Source organism: Lysinibacillus sp. RC46 (assembly GCF_041262385.1).
Lineage (GTDB): Bacteria > Bacillota > Bacilli > Bacillales_A > Planococcaceae > Lysinibacillus.
Window position 1 is genome coordinate 111,403 of sequence record NZ_JBGCCF010000002.1, and the last position, 22,979, is coordinate 134,381.

General features: G+C 37.4%; 16 protein-coding genes and 1 other annotated feature. All 16 genes read right to left on the reverse strand.

Annotated features, from left to right (window positions below):
- Window positions 1-108 precede the first annotated feature (108 nt).
- Window positions 109-1,362 (reverse strand): bifunctional folylpolyglutamate synthase/dihydrofolate synthase, encoded by a 1,254-nt coding sequence (locus ABH966_RS02450; RefSeq protein ID WP_370075437.1) that lies wholly within the window; start codon window positions 1,360-1,362, stop codon window positions 109-111.
- Window positions 1,359-2,651 (reverse strand): bifunctional folylpolyglutamate synthase/dihydrofolate synthase, encoded by a 1,293-nt coding sequence (locus ABH966_RS02455; protein WP_370075438.1) that lies wholly within the window; start codon window positions 2,649-2,651, stop codon window positions 1,359-1,361. Before ABH966_RS02455 ends, ABH966_RS02450 begins: the two co-directional genes overlap by 4 nt.
- Window positions 2,652-2,920: 269 nt before the next feature.
- On the reverse strand, window positions 2,921-5,566 hold the full coding sequence (locus tag ABH966_RS02460; protein WP_370075439.1) for a valine--tRNA ligase: 2,646 nt from the start codon (window positions 5,564-5,566) through the stop codon (window positions 2,921-2,923).
- Between the two features lie 126 nt (window positions 5,567-5,692).
- Window positions 5,693-5,970 (reverse strand) — a binding site (T-box leader).
- 269 nt (window positions 5,971-6,239) lie between these two features.
- Window positions 6,240-7,187: a valyl-tRNA synthetase gene (locus ABH966_RS02465; protein ID WP_370075440.1), complete on the reverse strand. Its 948-nt coding sequence runs from the start codon at window positions 7,185-7,187 to the stop codon at window positions 6,240-6,242.
- Between the two features lie 294 nt (window positions 7,188-7,481).
- A complete protein-coding gene (locus ABH966_RS02470) occupies window positions 7,482-7,928 on the reverse strand; it encodes an SRPBCC family protein (protein ID WP_370075441.1) in 447 nt (148 codons plus the stop codon).
- Between the two features lie 712 nt (window positions 7,929-8,640).
- On the reverse strand, window positions 8,641-9,933 hold the full coding sequence (gene hemL, locus ABH966_RS02475) for a glutamate-1-semialdehyde 2,1-aminomutase (protein WP_370075442.1): 1,293 nt from the start codon (window positions 9,931-9,933) through the stop codon (window positions 8,641-8,643).
- Window positions 9,934-10,914 carry a porphobilinogen synthase gene (gene hemB, locus ABH966_RS02480; RefSeq protein ID WP_370075443.1) on the reverse strand — a complete coding sequence of 327 codons (981 nt, stop codon included), beginning with the start codon at window positions 10,912-10,914 and terminating at the stop codon, window positions 9,934-9,936.
- The gene (locus tag ABH966_RS02485) at window positions 10,911-11,672 is read right to left on the reverse strand and encodes a uroporphyrinogen-III synthase (RefSeq protein WP_370075444.1); all 762 of its coding nucleotides are present in this window, start codon (window positions 11,670-11,672) and stop codon (window positions 10,911-10,913) included. The genes hemB and ABH966_RS02485 overlap by 4 nt, the downstream gene beginning before the upstream one ends.
- Complete coding sequence (hemC, locus tag ABH966_RS02490; protein ID WP_370075445.1) at window positions 11,662-12,594, reverse strand: hydroxymethylbilane synthase; 933 nt, start codon at window positions 12,592-12,594, stop codon at window positions 11,662-11,664. The genes ABH966_RS02485 and hemC overlap by 11 nt, the downstream gene beginning before the upstream one ends.
- 18 nt (window positions 12,595-12,612) lie before the next feature.
- Window positions 12,613-13,440 (reverse strand): cytochrome c biogenesis protein CcsA, encoded by an 828-nt coding sequence (gene ccsA / locus ABH966_RS02495; RefSeq protein WP_370075446.1) that lies wholly within the window; start codon window positions 13,438-13,440, stop codon window positions 12,613-12,615.
- A 192-nt stretch (window positions 13,441-13,632) separates the two neighbouring features.
- Window positions 13,633-14,997, reverse strand: coding sequence for a glutamyl-tRNA reductase (gene hemA, locus ABH966_RS02500; RefSeq protein WP_370075447.1), 1,365 nt, complete (start codon window positions 14,995-14,997; stop codon window positions 13,633-13,635).
- Between the two features lie 452 nt (window positions 14,998-15,449).
- Entirely contained in the window at window positions 15,450-18,374 is a 2,925-nt protein-coding gene (locus tag ABH966_RS02505; RefSeq protein ID WP_370075448.1) for a vWA domain-containing protein, read from the reverse strand.
- A gap of 19 nt (window positions 18,375-18,393) precedes the next feature.
- Window positions 18,394-19,848 carry an S-layer homology domain-containing protein gene (locus tag ABH966_RS02510; protein ID WP_370075449.1) on the reverse strand — a complete coding sequence of 485 codons (1,455 nt, stop codon included), beginning with the start codon at window positions 19,846-19,848 and terminating at the stop codon, window positions 18,394-18,396.
- A 435-nt stretch (window positions 19,849-20,283) separates the two neighbouring features.
- Window positions 20,284-21,942 (reverse strand): hypothetical protein, encoded by a 1,659-nt coding sequence (locus ABH966_RS02515; RefSeq protein WP_370075450.1) that lies wholly within the window; start codon window positions 21,940-21,942, stop codon window positions 20,284-20,286.
- Window positions 21,943-22,105: 163 nt separating this feature from the next.
- Window positions 22,106-22,279 (reverse strand): YjfB family protein, encoded by a 174-nt coding sequence (locus ABH966_RS02520; RefSeq protein WP_012295488.1) that lies wholly within the window; start codon window positions 22,277-22,279, stop codon window positions 22,106-22,108.
- A gap of 118 nt (window positions 22,280-22,397) precedes the next feature.
- Window positions 22,398-22,979, reverse strand: coding sequence for a ribosome biogenesis GTP-binding protein YihA/YsxC (gene yihA, locus ABH966_RS02525; protein WP_132357011.1), 582 nt, complete (start codon window positions 22,977-22,979; stop codon window positions 22,398-22,400).

Sequence of the window (22,979 nt, forward strand, 5' to 3'; positions counted from 1 at the left end):
AGAACAATTTTACTCAAATAGTCCATCGTATAAATTATTTTTCACACTAAATAAAAAAAATCAGGACTCATTTTTATGAGTACCTGATTTTGTTCGTTCAACTAAATGCTAACTATTTTTTAATCTACTACGTACTTCCGTTAATAAATACAGCGAACCCGATACAATCGTTCTCGATTTGTTTTCTGACTGTAGTTTTAAAAATTGCACATAATCTTCTAAAACTGTTTTACGAGAGGCGTTCGACAGCTCAAGCATGTTGTGAGCAGCCATCGCACGGGGATTATTGAAATCAACAAAGTAAAAACTATCACTTACCTGCTCGAATTGCTGCAAAATCTCTTTTACAGCCTTATCAGCAAGAATACCCATTACAAAAGTAATCTGCTCACCTGGGAACTCTTGCTTAATCGTTTCTATTAATTTCTCAGCACTCGCTGGATTATGCGCACCGTCTAAAAAAATATAAGGCATAATTTCTTCAAAACGTCCTAAAATGGTTGCGTTTTTCACAGCTTTTTGAACAGCTTCTTTACTAACTTGTAACTGTAATGAGTTCGCCACTTCAAAAAAAGCTGTAATAGCTAGAGCCATATTATTTGCCTGATGAGCTCCCTTCATTGTGCGTGTAAGCTTTGTTATATGGAAGTCATTGTCGTTAAGCATATAGCTCTCTCCATCATTCTCTCGTTCTACATAAAATTGATGATTTAGTTCAAGAACGGATGAATGTTTTTTTTGAGCTTCCTGATAGACTATATTCTTCGCTTCTAACGGTAGATCCCCGATAATAACTGGACGATACGGCTTAATAATTCCTGCTTTATGATGGGCAATACTTTCAATCGTATTTCCTAAAAAATTCGTATGCTCTAATGCGATACTCGGTATGATTGACACAATTGGTGTAACCACATTCGTACTATCAAGTAACCCCCCCATACCTGCTTCAATAAGGGCGATATCTACATCACTAGCAACAAAGTGTAAAAATGTTGCAACCGTTAAAAGTTCGAAATCTGTTAGTCTCCCACTTAGTCCAGCTGCCTGCATTTGTTGAAATACATGATTCATTTCCGCTTCTGTAATAGCTTGACCCTCTACTTGAATTTGGTCATGTACGTCCACAATACAAGGAGACATAAATTTACCAACACGTAAACCATGTTCTTTGGCGATAGATTCTAGAAATGTAAGTGTCGAGCCTTTACCGTTAGTCCCTGCTAAATGCACGACTTGCAATTTGTTTTCTGGATTACCTACTCGTGCCAATGCCTCTTCAATCGCAGTTAGACCAGGTTTAATAACATCATCACTCTGAACATTCCACTTTTCTTTGTAACTATTCAATTTTGGGATCATCGTTGTTCCCCCTGTAGCCATTGTCGTATTTCAGCTATAAAATACAATGAGCCTGTAATGACGATAACATCTTCATCATTTCTTTGATGCAGCATCGTTTGAACCATTTCACGGCAATTCGCATTATACATTTTGTTCGTGTTTGTAGATAATGCAGCTAATTGATCAGCAGGCATAGCATTCGGTAGCTCAATTTGTGTAAACGCAATTGATGTAGCAATACTATCCATTAAAGCAATACTTTTCGCATGATCTTTATCCGATAATGCTGCATATATAAATCGATAGTTTTGGCGTGGATAAACCGTTTTTAGTGTTTGAATTAGTGCGGCAGTTCCTTCAGAATTATGTGCTCCGTCTAATATAATATTGTCAGGTAATTGCTCAAAACGGCCTGCCCACTGAGCTTTAGCCAAAGCTTGACGAATTGATTCATCTGAAATGTCAATGGCTTCATTCTCTCTTAACGTTAGGATTGCTGTAATCGCAAGGCTTGCATTATTTATTTGATGCGGACCAGCCATTTTTAATGGAACAGCCACCATCTCCACATTTGCTTTTCGGTAATTAAAGTGCTGTATATTAGTACCTTGTTCAATGTTTTCAACCGTAAAGTCCTTCCCTAAAACAAGACATGGGGCATGACGCTCATTTGCTACCTCTTCGATAACAGTAAGTGCCTCCTCACTTTTAACACCCACTACAACAGGTATATTTTCTTTAATAATGCCAGCCTTCTCAAACGCTACCTTTGCTAATGTATCTCCTAAAAACGCAGTATGTTCTAGTGAAATCGTTGTAATAATTGAAATTAGGGGCGTAATGACATTCGTAGCGTCTAAACGTCCACCAAGTCCCGTTTCAATCAGCGCAATATCCACTTCTTCATCCGCAAAATGTTGGAACATAATAAGTGTTACAACTTCAAAAAAGCTCGGAAAGTCACCTTCATAATGTGTCTCAATAATCTCAGCAATTTTATTCATATAGTGTAAAAATTGTTCATCAGAAATTTGATTTCCATTAATAGTCATACGTTCATTAACACGCTCTAAATGGGGTGAAGTAAAGGCGCCTACTTTATAGCCAGCATGCTGTAACATTTCTCTTAGAGCATTCACTGTTGACCCTTTTCCATTTGAGCCTGCTAAATGGATAGCGCGCAGCCTATCCTGCGGGTTATTAAGAAGTACCAATACCTCTCGCATTAATACGAGCGGTGCACGCTTATGATCAATTGCCTTTAACGTAAAAATAAAATCTGTACATTCTTTCATCGTTTTAAACAAAAGAAACACTCCCTCTTACTACAATATCTCTATTTTAGTATAAGTAGCGCCCAATACACATACATTTCGAAAAAAACTCTTGTACTTTGAATGAAAGCTAAAAAAAACACTTTTAAAAGCGAGAATCCGTGTATTTTTAAGTTGATTTCATACTCTTGCAGTTGTTGTGCACCATAATGTTCCCAACTAAATATTTTCACCTAAAACAACACATATGTTTTGTTGCATTAAAAAACAGCGGATGACTTTCGCCATCCGCTGTCTCAATCTTACATATTTTTCAGTTCTTCTAAACGTTTTAATACAACCGCATGTTTACTTTCGTAATCGGCTAATTTTTCACGTTCTGCATTAACTAATGCTTCTGGCGCTTTGGACACGAATTTCTCATTCGATAACTTACCAGTTACTAGTTTGACTTCTTTTGCCCATTTCTCTAATTCTTTTTCAAGACGAGCAATTTCTTCTTCTAGATTAATAAGTCCAACAAGCGGTAGGAATAGCTCAGCTCCAGTAACTACTGCTGTCATTGACTGACCAGGAGCTTCTAAACTTTCTCCAATTGTTAGCGTTTCTGGATTACAGAATTTTTCTAAATATGCTTTATTGGCTTCAAGTACTGTAGCCGTTGCAGCATCCTTCGCTGAAATGTATAGCGGCACTTTTTTGCTCATAGGTGTATTTACTTCCGCACGAATATTACGTACTGAACGTATAATATCCATTAGGAGCTTCATATTATCCGCTTCCTCAGCAAAATGAAGATCCGTACGTACAGTTGGCCATGCTGCCACTGTAATTGATTCACCTTCATGAGGTAAGTGCTGCCAGATTTCTTCTGTAATGAACGGCATGAATGGATGTAATAGACGCATAGTTTGATCTAAAACGTAAGCTAAAATAGAACGAGTTGTTTTCTTAGCTGCTTCGTCATCACCGTATAACGGTAATTTCGCCATTTCAATATACCAAGAACAGAAATCATCCCAAATAAAGTTATATAGCTCGCGGCCAACTTCGCCAAATTCGTAGCGTTCTGCAAGAGATGTTACACGTTCAATTGTTTCATTTAAGCGAGTTAGAATCCATTTATCGGCAACTGATTTTTCACCAGTTAAGTCGATTTCATCAAATGTCATACCTTCCATGTTCATTAAAGCAAAACGAGAGGCATTCCAAATTTTGTTAGAGAAGTTCCAAATTGCTTCTACTTTTTCAGTTGTATAGCGTAAATCCTGACCAGGTGAAGATCCAGTAGCTAAGAAGTAACGTAATGAATCGGCACCGTATTGATCAATAACGTCCATAGGGTCTACACCATTGCCAAGTGATTTACTCATCTTACGTCCTTCACCATCACGTACTAAACCGTGAATTAATACATCTTTGAATGGACGTTGACCTGTAAATTCAAGACCTTGGAAAATCATTCGAGAAACCCAGAAGAAAATAATATCATAACCCGTTACAAGTGTGCTTGTTGGATAGTAACGTTTATATTCTTCATTTGTCTCATCTGGCCAACCCATTGTAGAAAATGGCCATAGTGCTGACGAGAACCATGTATCTAAAACGTCTTCATCTTGTGTCCAATTCTCTGCATCTGCTGGTGCTTCTTTTCCTACGTAAATTTCACCTGTTTCATTGTGATACCAAGCTGGGATTTGGTGACCCCACCATAACTGACGAGAGATACACCAGTCACGAATGTTATCCATCCAACGAGAATATGTGTTTTCGAAACGAGATGGTACGAAGTTCACTTTTCCTTCTTCATCTTTTTGAAGGGCAAGTGAAGCATCAGCGAGTGGTTGCATTTTTACGAACCATTGTGCTGAAAGATATGGCTCTACAACAGCACCAGAACGTTCAGAGTGACCTACTGAATGTTTATGCTCTTCAATACGGATAAGCACACCCGAATCTTGTAAATCAGCTACGATTTGCTTACGGCATTCAAAGCGATCCATACCGTTATACTTGCCAGCAAGCTCGTTCATTGTACCATCTTCATTCATAACAAGAATGCGTTCTAGGTTGTGGCGGTTACCAACCTCAAAGTCATTAGGATCATGTGCTGGTGTCATTTTTACAACCCCAGTACCAAATTCCATATCTACGTAGTCATCTGCTACGATAGGAATTTCACGACCTACGATTGGTAAAATAACTGTTTTACCGATTAAGTGTTGATAGCGCTCATCTTTCGGGTGAACAGCTACCCCAGAGTCACCTAGCATTGTTTCAGGACGTGTAGTCGCAACTTCCACATATCCTGAGCCATCAGCTAATGGGTATTTCATATGATAGAATGCACCTTGAACATCTTGATAAATAACTTCAATATCTGATAATGCTGTTTTTGCAGCAGGGTCCCAGTTAATAATGCGTTCGCCACGATAAATTAAGCCTTTTTCATATAATTGAACGAAAACAGTTTTAACTGCATCGGAAAGACCTTGATCAAGTGTGAAACGCTCACGAGAATAATCTAACCCAAGACCAAGCTTCGCCCATTGATCGCGAATATGCCCAGCATACTCTTCTTTCCATTCCCATGTTTTTTCGAGGAATTTTTCACGTCCTAAATCATAACGTGTAATATTATCTTCTCGTAGTTTGGCTTCTACTTTTGCTTGTGTCGCAATACCTGCATGGTCCATTCCCGGTAACCAAAGTGCATCATAACCTTGCATGCGCTTCATACGAATTAAAATATCTTGTAATGTTGTATCCCAAGCATGGCCAAGATGTAGTCTACCGGTTACATTCGGTGGTGGAATAACGATAGAATAGGGCTCCTTTTCACTTGTAGGCTGTGCCTCAAAAAATTTCCCTTGTAACCACCATTCATAACGACCCGCTTCAATGGACTGCGGATCATATTTTGTAGGCATTGAAATGTTTTCTGTCATTTTGACTCCTCCTGTTGACTTAATAATTTTACATGTGTGAGATTGTACCAATCATTCTGTTTTTATGTCTCAGTTAGAGGCATATGTACCAGAAGATTAATGAAAATAAAAAAAACTCCTAACGTCTAAAAGGACGAAGGAGTTTAAGTTCGCGGTACCACCTTTAATTCCAGCAGAGGCGTGTTAAGCTGTCACACATTTCATTAGAAAAAAATGTACTACTACTTAAGCCTTTTACTACTGGCTCTTAATTCGGTAACGGTGTTTAACCGGCTTTAACTACTGTTAGTTCACTAAAGCTGCTCGAGGGCTACATTCAATTAGGTACATATAGAAACTTTTCAGCTACCGTTTCCTCTCTTAAAATGTACTAATAATTTACTCTTCCCTGTCATAGCATCTATATTCGACTTTTTCACATTGTACCGCAGAATCGTAGAATTTTTCAAGTGATTTAGTCATTTTTTAGGAAGCACTACTAGAAAAGGAAGTGAAAATTCAAATGCGTCGACGTAAGTATAATCCTTGGCATTTACCACCATGGCTACGACAATTTCGTTTTTACTGCAAAACGATAATTGTGCCAATTTGTGTTTTTCAGTTTATACGTGTCATCATCATTCCAACATCTGGAGATTTTGTCATCCTATTGCTCCTGCTTCTTCTATGCTATTTACTTTTGAATGAAGTCATTTGAAACACGAACCTTTAGCGGCGTATAATCTTCCGTTAAATCCCAAATCATCGATGGAACTTCATGCCAGGAGCTGGATTCACGGACTACAATATGACTTGAGGATTCCCTCAACATTGTTTTTTGCACAGCTGGTGCAGCCTTTTCTTTTTTGTCTGAAGCTACTATTGCTTCAGACTTTTCCTTTTTTACTGCAAATGTTACAAACTTTGATTTTTCCTCTTGTTCTGATGTTGTTACAACTGTAGAATTTTCTTCTTGTGCCGAAGCCGCTTCAGCTGCAGGTTTTTCTTCTTGTGCCGAAGCCATTACAGCTATAGTTTTTTCTTCTTGTGCCGAAGCCGCTTCAGCTATAGTTTTTTCTTCTTGTGCCGGAGCCACTACAGCTATAGTTTTTTCTTCTTGTGCCGAAGCCACTACAGCCGCAGGTTTTTCTTCTTGAATCGAAGCTACTACTGCTGCCGTTTCTTTTATAAGAAATCCCTTCTCTATTTGAGCTGAGGCATTGACAGTGACAGGCTGTTTTTCTAAAGCATGCGCTTTTTCGAATGCTGGCTCAAGCTCATTAAAAATACTTGTAACCGTCCATTCGAGCTGACACAACTGATTCGTCAATTTAGGTCGAACATCCTTTACCATTAAATCTTCAATAGCTGCTTCCTTTGGTAAATCCACATTTAAAGGAACTGCATATTCAAAATAACCAGTATCCCCTTGAATATCGAGAGCATCAATTTGTACTAATTCTTCATCATCTAAGAAAGCTTGCATGTCTTGAAAATCAAAACGAACATGTGCTGTGATATGATAGATACCCATTAATCGTAGAGAATCTTCTAACTGCATCGTCTGCCACCGTGGCATAATTTGTACATCTGCTATTTCTGTTGGACTGCCATAGCCAGGAAAACAAAAAGTTTCACTCATATTCCAAGTTTTCTGTTCGATAATAATCCCTCCCCTTGCATCATATGAAGCTCCGAAGGATAGTATGCTATAGGATGATTAATCAATTTCGTCTTGGCTTAATAATGTAGCTGTCACTTTGCTTTCGCGGAGGATAAACATTGCGTTCGAATTTCGAACTGCACCTTGGAAAGTGACACATAGAAAGCCCCAGGAAAGAACTAGAGCGGAACAGTTAAATCACCGTTGATAAGCCTAAAAAAGGCATACTAGAAAACTTCTAGCATGCCTCTTTACTGTTGGTTCAACAGCGAATTATACATTCACCAATTTAATTCTATTCGCTACACGATCTGTTAACATTTGTGTTGCTTTTGGTACAATCGGCTTAAAGATTGGATTTAAAACAGGACCAGCTAATCCTCCTGCTGTTACTTCTAAGAAGCCTGTCATTTTTGTATTTTCTGCATCAATACTTTCTGCTAAGAAATAACCGTTTCCTGAAAAGTTATCAGAAAGTCCTTTTAACTCGAATGTTACTTTTGTAGGCGCTGCCCATTCTAAAATAGTAATCTCTACTTTTACTGTTTTTTTCAGAACACCAACATTGCCTTTAAACGTCCAATTTGAATGTTTTTCATCAATCATTTCATGTGCATTATAACCTGGGACAAGCTTTGCCCATTTTTCCATATCACTGACGAAATCCCATACATTTTCAATTCCTACGGGTACTTCGACCATATGTGTGCCAGTTGCCATATCAATTCACTACTTTCTTTTACGAATAGCTCTATTATATACGATTTCGCCTACAATTTGGCTATGCTGAAAGTTATAATTTTAATAAATTTTTTTCAAGCGGTAACGATCATACATTCATTATCATTTAACGGGTAAAAATGGATCATCACCAAAACGTGTGGTTGATTTCCGTTCCGACTTGGCGCTTTGTTGCTGACGCTTCGCTTTCGCACAGATAAAACAATTGTTGCTGACGCTTCGCTTTCGCACAGATAAAACAATTGTTGCTGACGCTTCGCTTTCGCACAGAGCAAAGCTTCCTGGGGGCGTCCGATGAGCCGCTTCGCTTCGCTGCAGGGTCTCGGGCCAACAGATGTTTTTTGCGCGAAACCCTTTTGCTAACGCAGCGTCAGCAAAAGGGTTTCATTCTGTGCGAAAACGTAGTGCAACGAAGTGACGGCAACAGCACCGATGTTGGTCACGAAGGCGTTATCACAGGACGTGATGGTTTTAGCCTTCGTTCCTCTTAATCGCTAATCCCCAAGGAGTCGCCCAGCCGGAACGAAGATCAACTTATTTACATAGTAGACATTTTACCAAAATTCATCCACAACTTTTTGTGATGAACCGTAAAAATATAACCATTGCAGACAAAAGTAAATTACATTACTAAACAACAAAAAATAGCATGCCAGAAAATACTCCTAGCATGCTATTTTGTAACTACCTATTATCTTGCTAATTGTGCAAATACTTTATGGAAAGCATCAACCGTTTTTGCGATATGCTCTTCCGTATGTGCAGTAGAAATAAATAAACCTTCAAATTGAGATGGCGGTAAGAAAATACCTTCTTCTGCCATTAGACGGAAGTATTCAGCAAATAATTGTAAATCAGACGTTTTTGCTGAATCAAAATCAATAACATCTTCGTTCGTAAAGAAGAAACCTATCATTGAGCCAGCACGATTCACAGTATGTGGAATATTGTATTTCGTTGCTGCTTCACGGAAACCAGCCTCTAATTGATCTCCTAGCTTTTTGAAGTATTCATAAGAACTATTATCAAGGCGAGATAATGTTTCATAGCCTGCTGTCATTGCTAATGGATTCCCTGACAATGTTCCAGCTTGATAGATTGGACCAGCTGGTGCTACTTGCTCCATAATTTCTTTTTTCCCTGCAAATGCACCGACAGGAAGTCCACCACCAATTACTTTTCCTAACGTTGTCATATCTGGTGTTACATCAAAATAACCTTGTGCACAGCCATAGTCAACACGGAAGCCTGTCATAACTTCATCAAAAATTAACAATGTTCCATGTTCCTTTGTTAATTCACGTAAGCCTTGTAGGAAGCCTGGTTGTGGAGGGACAACGCCCATATTCCCTGCGACTGGCTCAACAATTACTGCCGCAAGCTCTGAACCAAACTTTTCGAAAATTAGTTTTGCCCCTTCTAAGTCATTGTACGCTACTGTTAACGTATTACGTGCAATATCCGCTGGGACACCAGGACTGTCAGGTAAGCCTAATGTAGCTACCCCTGAGCCTGCTTTAATAAGTAAGGAATCTCCATGACCATGATAAGAACCCTCAAATTTCAAAATTTTATCGCGTCCTGTAACACCACGAGCTACGCGTAAAGCAGACATCGTAGCCTCTGTCCCAGAAGACACGAAGCGAATCATTTCCATACCAGGAAGACGATCTAATACTAATTTAGCTAATCGATTTTCTGTATAGCTCGGTGCTCCAAACGAAGAGCCTTTCGCTGCTGTTTCTGCAATTGCTTGTACAACTTCAGGATGTGTATGACCTAAAATAAGAGGTCCCCATGATAATACATAATCAATATATTCATTGCCATCAATGTCTTTAATAATAGCACCTTGACCAGATTCCATGAATATTGGATCCATATTTACGGATTTGAATGCACGTACTGGGCTACTAACGCCACCTGGCATTAAGTTAATTGCTTCAGCATAAGCTTGTTTTGATTTTTCGTAAGAACGCGTCATTTATTTCTCCTCCAACCAACGTGCAACATCTTTAGCATGATACGTAATGATTAAATCTGAGCCTGCACGTTTCATGCTAAGTAACGTTTCAAGCACTACTTTTTTCTCTTCAATCCAGCCATTAATAGCCGCTGCTTTAATCATTGCATATTCACCAGAAACGTTGTATGCAACAATCGGTAATGTAAAGTTATTTTTTACATCACGAATAATATCTAAATAACTTAGAGCTGGCTTAACGATTAAGAAATCTGCACCTTCTGCAATATCCGACTCTGCTTCACGGAATGCCTCCATACGATTCGATGGATCCATTTGGTATGATTTACGATCACCAAATTGAGGCGCACCATCAGCCGCTTCTCGGAATGGACCATAGTAGCTAGATGCATATTTTACGGCATATGACATAATCGGAACATTTTCAAAGCCTGCTTCATCTAGTCCTGCACGAATCGCTGCCACAAAACCATCCATCATATTGGAAGGAGCGATGATATCCGCACCGGCTTTTGCTTGTGATACTGCTGTACGTGCTAAAACATCTAATGAAGGATCATTTAAAATTTGATCGCCTTCAATTAAGCCACAATGACCATGATCTGTAAATTCACATAAGCATGTATCTGCAATAACTAAAAGCTCTGGGTAGCGAGCTTTAATAAGTCGTGTTGCTTCTTGCACAATACCATGATCATGGAATGCACCAGTTCCGACTGCATCTTTTTCTGCAGGTAAGCCAAATAAAATAACCGCAGGAATACCTAAAGCAACAACTTCATCAATCTCAGCTTCAAGTTTATCTAATGAAAATTGAAAAACTCCCGGCATAGAAGATACTTCGTTTTTAATATTTTCGCCTTCCATAACGAAGATTGGATAAATTAAGTCTTCTTTGTGTAAGTATGTTTCTTTTACCATTGATCGTATTGCAGCATTTGCACGCAAACGACGATGTCTTTGAAATTGTGATTTTGTCATTTTCTTTCTCCTACTTTCGTTATTTCCTCGATGACTGCGTGCATTGTATATACGCTCGGCATAACATCCACAATAGCACCGTGATTCAAAATAGCTGCTTCTGTAATATGACCGATTACGGCTACACTTACTGCCTCCCAACCAATTACCGAAGCTACATCCTTCGCGTAAACATCAACAGCGGAAGGGCTAGCAAAAATCACTGTGACATCGCTATTCGCACGGATACATTCAATCATTAATTGTTTTTGGTCGTGTCGCTCAATCGTTTCATAAACTGTCCATTCCTTCAATTTAAAGGGTAGCCCTTCTTTTAATGTCTTTTTCGCTTTTTCTCCACGAATAAATAGACATGTAGGATTGCTTTCTGCAACACTAGGAAATTCTTGAACAAAAACATCTGCACTAAATATAGAAGGCATAAAGCTCACGTGGAATCCTAGCTGTTCTAAGGCTGTAGTAGTTTTAGTACCAATAGAAGCAATTTTCCCAGGAAAATGCGCTGCCTTTACATTAAATCGGCGCATCTTACTAGCAAAAGCTTCTACAGCATTTTGACTCGTAAAAATGAGCCATTCAAATTGACGTGCAAACTCTAACTGCACATCGTCGTTACTATCGATCAGCTCACAAGTTTCAATCAATGGGGCAATTACTGCTTGGCCACCTAAAGCTGTAATATCATCTATTATTGTTGTCGTTTTAGATGTACCTGTCAAAATAATAGTTTTACCTTCTAAAGGTAAATTATTTTGCATCTTGCTCTGCCTTTACTCGTTGAATTAATTCAAAAGCACCTTGCTTCGTTAAAATCTCAGCAAGCTCTTTCCCAACTGCTTCCGCATCAGTGCCCACAACAGTTTCCTTATAAACAACTGAAGCATCTGGTGCAGCAACAAGGCCAGTTAATGTAATTTCTTCCCCATTAGACTTTGCGTATCCTGCGATAGGTACTTGACAGCCACCATCCATAGCCGCTAGGAAAGCACGCTCTGCATGTGCTTCTTTCCATGTTAGGCTATCTGTTAACTTGCCTAATTCCGTTAATAGCTCCGTATCGTCTCCACGGCATTCAATGCCTAAAGAACCCTGTGCTACTGCTGGTAGACAATCCTCTACAGATAAAAACTCAGTCACTACATCATCGCTCCAGCCAAGGCGTTTTAGTCCAGCTGCTGCTAAAATAATTGCATCGTATTCATCCGTTTCAAGTTTAGCTAAACGTGTATCTACATTTCCACGAATCCATTTAATTTCTATATCTGGACGGACTGTTAAAAGTTGAGCACTGCGACGAAGAGAACTTGTCCCAACTGCAGCTCCTGCTGGAAGATCGGCAAATTTCACATGTCCTTTTGAAATAAATGCATCACGCGCATCTTCACGTGGTGGAATACAGCCAATTACTAATCCTTCAGGCAGTACTGCAGGCATATCCTTCATAGAATGAACAGCAAAGTCAATTTCTTTGTCGTAAAGTGCTTGTTCTATTTCTTTTACAAAAAGCCCTTTACCACCTACTTTAGATAGCTGTACATCTAAAATTTGATCACCTTTCGTGACAATTTCTTTCACTTCAAATTCAAATGGTACACCAGCTGCTTTTAACTCATTGATAAACCAATTTGTTTGTGTTAAAGCTAGCTTACTTCTCCTAGAACCTACAATAATTTTTCTCAACAGTCTCCAACCTCTCTTCTAATACCATAAATGGAATCGTGATAAACTACTTCCTAAAAAGAAGTTAACTACAACTAATAGGTAAGCGTATATATGTACCCACGCATAAGTTGTCCCTGTCAGTTTACCTTTACGATTCACATACAATATAAAGCAATACAAAATTAAAATAATAAAGGACCCAATAATCTTCGCATCAAAAATCGAAAAACTCTCTAGCGTTAGTAGTGCCCATTCAAACCCTAAAACTAAACTTACAAATAGCACTGGAATAGCAATGAAAAATGAAACATTCATCCAGTTACTCGTCTGCTGTAGTGATGGTAACCTTGTCCATAAATGTGACCATTTTTTCTTTTTTAGCAAACGATATAATACTAAATACAATATCGCAAAAACAAATGTTAACGAAAACACTGCATACGATAATATTGCAAATGATATATGAATAAACAGCAATTCCGAAATTAAAGTATCGCTAACTACTCCTGTTGACCGTTTTGGCATAAAAGTAAAGATACTAGCGAATAAAAATCCTAGTATATTAATAACAAACACCGGTAGATCAACCCGTGCAATACAGTGCAAAATAATTGATAATGTCACGAGCAGCCAGGAATAAAAGAGAATCCCTTCTGACAAAGATAAAATCGGAAAACGCTTCGTTTCCACAAAAGTTAAAATAATAATGGCACTTTGAATTACCCATACGAATGAAACAAGCCAAAAAGCAATTCGCCTTGCTCGTATTTGCTTATAAAAGTAATCAGTAAAGTAAAATACTAGACTGATCCCATACAAGACGATCATTACTTCATAGAGCCTTGTCATTGTCAAATCAGCCAATAGACATCCCTTCTTTATTTTGAAAGTGCTAAAGTAGTGTACTTTAGCCTAGAAAAAAAAACGTTTTCGTATCCTTAGTTTACCATACAGATACGAAAACGCCTCATTTAAAAATCAGTAGAAAATCTCGTTCGCGGGATAAAGCTCGTAGGACAACTTTTCTAAAGTTGCACCGCGAACACATAGACATCTTTAGAAAGAATACTTTGGTTCAGTGGAAGATTGTGACGACTGTAAGCGCTCTTTGCGTTCAAGCTCTTGTTCTGTCATCGCAGTAACTTCAGCTTCCACAGCATCCTCAATACCGAAAATTTGTTGGAATAAACGTAACTGTTCATTTGCTTTTGGTGAATTTGCCATTTCCTTAGCTTGCAAAATTGGTTCTTTTAACAATTGATTAATAATAGACTTTGTATGCTTACTTAAAATTTTACGTTCTCGATCCGTTAAATCCGGCATTTTATTTTCGATACTAATCATTGTCTCTTCTTGAATATGATTCGCTTTTTTACGTAAAGCCGAGATGACAGGGACAACGCCAAGAGTCGCAACCCAATCTTTAAATTGCACAACCTCTTTGCCAATCATTACAGAAATATCAGCCGCAGCACGTTCACGTTCAGCTAAGTTTGCCTCGACGATGCCTTGTAAATCATCTATATCATATAAGAAAACATTTGGTAAATCTCCAACACGTGGATCAATATCACGCGGCACTGCAATATCTACCATAAATAATGGTTTACCTTTACGCAAACGTTCAACAAATTGCATCAATTCATAGTCAATAACATAATCTGTTGCACCTGTAGACGTAATTAAAATATCCGCTTCTAATAACGAACATTGTAGTTCCTTCATAGATTTTGCTTCACCGTCAAATTTAGCTGCCAGACTTTCTGCTTTTTCGAACGTACGGTTAATTACGGTTACTTTTCCTACACCGCTACCGTAAAGGTTCTCAATAGCAAGTTCCCCCATTTTTCCTGCACCTAAAATTGCTACATGTTTACGTTGTAAAGATCCGAATATTTTTTTCGCTAATTCAACTGCTGCATAAGAGACAGATACCGCGTTTTCACCGATAGCCGTTTCATTATGTGCACGCTTCGCAAATGTCACCGCTTGTTTAAATAGTTGATTGTATACCGTACCTGTTGTTCCAATCTCTTGTCCATTTAAGAAGCTTTTTCGTACTTGTCCTAAAATTTGAGTTTCGCCAAGTACCATCGAATCAATTCCAGCCGTCACTTTAAATAAATGTTCGATTGCCGCATCTTCTTCACGAATTGTTAAATACGAAGAAAATGTCTCCACAGGTAGGTCGAACCAATTTGCTAAAAATTGTTTCACAAAATGACGTCCAGTATGCACTTGATCAACTACTGCATATATTTCTGTGCGGTTACATGTCGAAACAATAACATTTTCTAATATACTTTTTTGCTTCTGCAGCGCTTCCATTGCCTGTGGTAGTTCACTCTCTATGAATGATAACTTTTCACGAATCTCAACTGGCGCCGTTTTATAATTCAAGCCTACTACGATGGTATGCATGAATAACACCTCTCACGTTCTAATTAACAAATCTCATTATAGCACAGTTCGACAAGAGTTCATCAATAATTTGTGAACATGTCATGAAGAACTGAAATTCATCTACATTAGAATTATTATAATCTAAGTTTAGCAAATTATACGTTCGGTTTCAAATTTATTGTTTGTCCAGAAATTTTATAAAGAATCAGGATATATTGTTTAACCATCTTCATCTACTTCTATTAATTAGAAGACAATGATTTCCGCTACAGGCTACTCGTTTCCTACGGGCGAGCGTCGAGCTGCTTCCTCCGCTTCGCTCTGTGCGAAAGCGAAGCGGCAGCAACAACAAAGCGCCCAGCCGGAACGGAAATCAACCCCACTTTTTAGTAAATGCTATAGTTTCTTAAATCACAAAAAAAGCTGAACTAATTGTTAGAATTAGTCCAGCTTAAAATAACTTTTATCTATTAATCTGTGATTGTCACGGTTTTTGTAGCTATAATTTTACCGTCTTTATCATATGCTACAAATTCAATCTCATTATTAACTTTGAAGTCCTGCATTGTTTGAACTGTTTTTGTTAGCATGTAGACACTATCACTACGCTTATTCAATTCAAATTGCACATCTCCACTTAAAGAAGGGAATCGTACATTTACCTTTGCAACATTTGAACAATTACCATCAATTCTTGCATTCATTGTAATATTGCCTTTGCGTAGAGTAACTGTCGCTTCTTCAAATAGATTTTCAGGAGTCACACAACTTGACGACGAAGTTTTACATAAAATTGAATCAATAATTTTTTGGAAAACTTGATGTAATTGTAAGTTATCATTTGCGTGGTAATAAGTACCGCCAGTTTCAGTAGCCAGTTGCATTAAAACTGCATCATTGACTTGTGATTTTTTACCCATACTTACAGTGTAAACCTTAACCCCTTTATTTTTCGCTTCGTTCAGCACTTTTGTCATTTTAGATTTACTTGTTTTACCGTCTGATACGACAATTATAGCTTTTGAAGTTTTCGAGTCATTGGAGAATTTAGACAGAGCGAGATCTATACCTGCAAAAATATCTGTAGCACCCTTCTCTTTCGATGCTTTATATAGATCTTTTTTCAAGACATTGTCTGTACTGCCCTCTCCAAGAACAGTAGCTTTTGTATTTGTTTCAATAACAATATTATTTTTAGCCTTAATTTGATTGATTACTTCCATCATCTTCTTACCACGATAATTTGTTTGGTCAGAAGCTTTCATGGAAGCAGAGTAATCAACTACGTAAGCGACTTCTGTTGCTAAAGAACAAGAATTTTTACTAAAGTAAGGATTTGTGAAAATTTCCTTTGTAATTGTTTTATCTTTTAAATCCTTCAATATTGTTGCATAACGAGGATCTATTTTATTAACTAATGTTGCTTCAGCTTTTGATTTTCCATAAATAATTGAGTCAAAGTACGCTACAGCTGTACCTGGGCTACCTGTATTATTTAAATAATCCGAAGTATTTGTCACAAATGAAGCTGTTTTCTCAACACCATCAAATTTAATTTTTACTGTTCCTTGGTAGTCAGTAATAATTTCTCCACCAGGTCTTACTAATGTAACCATTACCTTAGTATAACGATCTTTACCCGATGGTCTTGATGCCGCATCCGCACTTTCCTTTAATGCTTCCACTCGTTTTTTATAAGCTTCTACTTGACCGAGTAATTTACCACCTTGGTATTTTAATAATACTGTTCGATCATAATTACTCAAGTTCGTGAGAATAGCATAAATTTTCATGACACTATCATAATGCTCTAGCGTTAATTTCTTTTCATCAGGCATATGGTTCATAAGTTGAATAATAGAACCGACTGGGTTTATGTTCTCTACCTGTGAGGCAATCGCATCATCAATTCCTTGAATACGATAAATTGGACGCCCATCATCTGAAATCATATACATAATTTCTGTTTTAGCAGGTGTTGTCACAGAGTCCTTCAAACGTCGATTTAATAGTTCCTCAAATAAGAAAACGGAAATATCATAGTTTTCAAACTGTAAAATGGCATGCTCATAGCCTAATGCTGGATATTTTGGATCCGAGCCACCGTATCTTAAATACATATTTTGCACATTGCCAAGAGCATCCGTTACATTTGTTTGTTGCCCAATACTAAATAGCTTTTTATCTGCATCTTTATCTAAAGGGACTGGATCGTAAACATCAATAATGTTTTCAGTAAAGAACTCAGGTAACTTTTCATACGGTACATATGGAGGTGTTACATTGCCATTTTCATCATCAGTATTTGCTGGATCGTACACTTGATAATCAATGCGCATTTCTGGCTGAGGTGAGTAACGTACATGTGCATTCAATTTCTCACCTACAAGACATTTCATACCAGGATCTGTGTTGTTAATAAGTTCAAATGTAATTGTATCGCGTACAGATTTTGTTAATTTTGGTGCTATTACAATCACAGAGACAGTAGAGCCATCTGATTGTACATTTCGAACAGCTTCACCAGATGTGTCAACGATTTTTGCACCATATGACGAAGTTACACGGAATGTATAAGATTTATCATCAGGTATTGGATCGCCATTACAAGCTTTTAAAGATACAGTAATTAGCGTTGAATCTTGATCATTTGCAATTAAATCTGGTTTTTCAACATCAATACTTTGAAGAGCATTATTCACATACTCTGGTCCAGTAAAATCATTAGAATTATCCTTTGGCTCTTCAAATTCTGCGTTGTTTGAGCCCATAAAGCCTGACGGTAATGTGATTTTATCGTTATCACGACCTGCTGCTGCACGTTTTAATCCTAGTACAGCAAAGTTACCGTTTTGTACACTGCGATATAAAAATTCAGCAACATCTCCACGAGTTAGCTTTGTAGAAGGATTGAAATCGGCAAATGTCTTTTTACCAGTGCTTCCTGTTGAAATATCATTTGTGTATAAATATTGAACCGCTTGAGGCTCATCTAAATCTAAACCTTTAAAGGCAGCATATATACGCGCAAATTGTCCACGTGTAACAGCTTTCGAACGATTTGCTGTCGTGTAAGTACCGTTAAATGGTAAATAAAAATCACTATAGAAGTTATAAGCGACACTTTCGTTATATGTTAATGCATAGTTCTTATCGAGCTTCGCAAACATTACAACAAGCTCTCGTTCAGTTATTTGCTCATTAGGTAAAAAGTTGTTAGCGCTATTCAATGAGAGTAGATCATTATCGACTGCCCACGAAATAGCTTTGTATTTACCGTTATTGGTTGGGACATCATTAATTGTCGTAGCGGCTTGAGTCACAGCTGGAGTAGCTGTCATCAAAATTAGTACGAAACAAAGCAGAGATAGAAATGCCTTTTTAGCATATGTCATTTATTTTTCAGCCCTTTCATTAATTAAAGAACAATATATCATCTCGATAGTTTTGTTTTAAATCGCTTTCTAAATAATTCAAGAAACGTTCTAACACTACGGATGCTTGTGCTCGCGTTAATGGCTGATCTGGATTAAATCGACCTGTTGTAGGGTCACCAGTCATTAAGCCTAACTCATTCGCAATGTATATTCCGTCTTTTGAATAGTTTGGAATTTGCGCATCATCCTTAAACTTTGTCACATAGCCTGGATCTGGCGCCTTATTTTCTAGCCCTAATGCACGTACAAAAATCGTAGCGGCTTGAGCTCGAGTAATTTGATTATCAGGTTTGAAGTACTCTGGCGTTACACCTTTAATAATTCCTTTTTTATACGCAGACTCAATATAGGCATAATCTTTCACCGTACGTTTAACATCTTTAAAAACACTAGTAGCTGATGTCGATTTTTTCGTTTTCGGTTCTTCCATAACACGTAAGTCAACTGCCTTACCAATCGCCGTTGTAAAGTCAATACGCTTCATCGGGGTATTTGGTGAGAAGAAGTTACTCGCATCAGAATAAATACCTAAAGAGTATAATTTTTCAATAGCTCCTTTTGCATAATGATTTGATAAATCACGGAACTTAGGAATGATTAAACGTTCAATTGTCGGCATATATTCTTTATCTAAATCAAGAGTACCTTTTTGCCCAGAGGATAAATCATACGTATATTCTGAAATAACATCTTTTTCACTTACTACCGCATATCCACCATCAAAGCTCCCTAAACTTCCTAGGTTTTCTTCATAGTTTAGTACACGTGATTTGCTTGTCGATAAGCGATTTTTCACATGGCTAGTCTTACCGTCGCTATATTTATAAACAGCTTCTGTAATTTGTGTTTCTGTTGCTCCCCAGAAGTTTTCATAGCCAGCATGACGACTATCAGTATCAATCGTTACTGTATTTTGGACTGCATTTTTTCCAGTCCCTGTTTGATAGGCATATGTTTTTCTTGAAATCACATTACCTGAGTAATAATCAGAGGCTGCACGATTGTCCGTTACAGTCCCTTGTGAAAATTGGTAATCTACCAATGTATATGTTATTTTCCCAACAACAATTTTCTCAGTATACTTTTTCACTACACCATTCGATGTTTTTTGACCAATCGTAGCATAATCTACAACATCAGATTCGTAGGTCATATTTCGTGTTAATGTAGCACCATTACTTGCTGTTAGCTTTAGATTATATGTTTCGGTTAACTTTCCTTTAGATTCTTTTTGTGTAATTTTAATGTCTTTACTAGTACCTTTAAATATAATAGGTGTTCCTGTAATGAAAACAGCTTCCTCATATGTATATTCATTTTTTACAGCACCTGTTGTTTCTAATGAAACAGCTAATGCATTTTCTGGGATAGTAACTCCAATAACAAATACAGCAAGAACCACTAACATTATTTTAGATAAATGTTTTCGCATTCTTTTTTTGTCCCTCACTTTCATTCCATACATATCCGCATCTGGAGCTGTCAATAATTTTCTTCAACTTTACAAAATAATCAGGTGAGTTGATTAACCATTATTATCTGCTTTTATCAACACACCTGAAAAATTCAAGGATCAATTATACCTCGGCATAATTCGGTGACATCCGCCGGAGGATTTAGGCCAACACGATATTGGTCACTCAGTCGTTGCCGCAAGACGTGCGTCTATTTCAGCAGATGTTTGGACACTGCTGAAAAGTGACTTAAAACCGCATTCATCTCACCATCTATAGAGGTGTGAACTTCCGTAGCGCTGAAAGAAGTTAACATCTGCTCGTCTTCTACGCAGGGCGACAAAGTTTCCCACCACAAGCGAATATATTTGTCGTAAAAATACTCGCAGAAGACTCACAGACTTCTAAATTGATTAATCAACTAATATTAAATGAGCTTTGACAAAACGATCTGATAATACTACTAAACGATCAGAAGGTTTTAAATCAGATGCTTGAATAACTTTACCAGCTTTAATAATTGTAGCTTGATCAATATTCATATCAATCATTTCACCAGCTTCATACCAGCGACCATTTTGCCATTGACTAACGCTCTTCACATTAATTACAGCTGGGTATTTCGATTTAACTGACTGTAGTTTACCAGTTAACATTAATGGTGCAACAGGCTTCGCTTTATTTAGAATATGAAGGGCTTGTACATGACCATCCTTCACATAGAAGTATCCATATTCTCCTTCATATAGATGAAGCTCAATATCAGGAATAACACTATAAATTTTGTTACCATCATCTACTATGGCCTTTGTTGAATTACTAACAGATAGTACAGTACGCTCTGTTTTCTTGAAGACATTTGACTCGATCTTCATCGCATCATCAATTTCGATTAAATAGCCATCTGCTTGTGATAAACGTCCATAATATAACTCATGACCTGATAAGTTTGGTGACATAAAGCTATCACTTGTTACTTCCACAACTTGGGCATAATGATCACGTGCAGCACCGTCCGAAATAACAAAAGCTGTACCATAAGCTAATAAGCCAGTAGGTTCAATTAAACGACCATTTCTAATTAAAATCGTTCCATCGTGGAAGTATAATGTACCGGCAGATTTAAGTTTTAATAATTGATATTTAGTATCTACAGAAAGCATTGGCTCATAGTAAGTTCGCTCATTGTTTTTCAATACAACAATCTTTTCAATCACTTCTTTGCCAAATTGTTTAACTGTTGCATAATATGCTTGACTGCCAATGTAATTTTTCAACTGACCTTTATCAATTTTTGTATTTCCAACATATATCGGAACCTTCGATGAAAAATTCATCGTTGATAAAGCTGTTGTTGTGTCAGAGCCAAATTGCCAATTTATAAAAGCATGTTGGTTTTTGACAGTTAATTTATTTGTATTGGCATTAACTGTCTGTATCTCACCTTTATACAGGTTTTCAACTAATGTACCCGTCTCACTAATGTCTATTTTTGTGACAATGGATGTGTTTCGATTTTTAAGGCTAAGCTTCACACGATCCCCCACATATAAAGCGCTAATATCGACAGCTGAGGAGTTTTTTTGATATTCTGTATCTTTATTTATATAGTAAGTTGTTTCCTCCCCAATATCTGGCTTCAGCATAATGAATAGTCCATTTGGATCAATACTTGTCACTACTCCAGTAAGTATTTTTGTATTTTGCGCAACTGTTGGAGATTCTGTTTCATTTGTAGAATTAGAAGTACCTCGCAGCTCAACAACACTGCGAAGGGAAATTTCCGCTTCTACTTTCATTCCCATCTTAAAGCCTTCGATTGTTGTCACTGTATTATTAATATATAGGCGGGCACTATCATTGATATTGTATGTAGCTTGATGACCGCTTTCATTTTGCAAAGTAATTTTACTAAGCTTTTTTTCTATTACTCCGTTAGAATTTGCATATTCTGAAAATGTTACATCAACAAAGGTCCCAGTCACCATTTGGGCAGCATGAGCTGTTTTATTTGATGAAAATCCGAGAACCGCTAGTAACACAATCATTAGTATGTATGGAATCTTCTTCAACAAATCCCGCCTCCTAAAAAATTGTTATAATAAATAGTATATCGTACTATTGGTAGTTTTTCCTATTCAAAAAGTTACATTTTAGTGCTTTTACTTACTTTTTAAATCTACCATTAGACACAAAGATAGAGGTAGCTTCCATTTTCAAGCTACCTTTGCTTCATCATACTTGAACGTCAATTGTATGTCCGGCTGTCGGATGTGGAGCATCTAACATTTCAACTAATTGTTCTGTATTTTGCTGTTGCATCTCCATTGCCTGCTTCGTTACAGCTAGAGATACATTTTGCATTAAAGTTGCTTGATTCATTGCCATTGATAAAGCTGCGATATCCATTTAGTCCACCTCCTATTTAATTTATCGGTCAGTTGTCCCATTCATCAAGCGATTCCCCAAATTTTTAATAAAAAAACATCTACTGTCCTAAATAATAGACTCAATAGATGTTTTTTTATTACATTTTATTTTCGATTGTACGCCAAGCTTCTTCAAAGCCAATTCCTTTTTCTGAAGAAAAGACAATAAGGGGATCATTTTTTTCCATGTCTAGCGTTTCTTTCACGATTTTTTTATGCTTATCCCATTTACCTTTTGGAATTTTATCTGCTTTTGTTGCAATAACAATACAAGGAATATTGTAATGCTTTAAAAAATCATACATCATGCGATCATCAGCTGTAGGGGGATGACGTAAGTCAACAATTTGTACGACTGCCTTTAATTCATTGCGCCCTGTGATGTAACGCTCAATCATTTTTCCCCATGCTTCACGCTCAGTTTTTGAAACCTTTGCATAACCATAGCCCGGAACATCTACAAAAAATAATTGTTCTTCAATTTTGTAAAAATTAAGCGTTTGTGTTTTTCCGGGCTTTGAAGAAATACGTGCTAAAGCCTTACGACCGATCATTCGATTAATAAATGAGGATTTCCCCACATTTGAACGACCGGCTAGTGCAAATTCTGGCAGTCCATCTTCTGGATATTGGTCTGGTCTTACAGCACTTATGACCATTTCTACGTTATGGACTTTCAT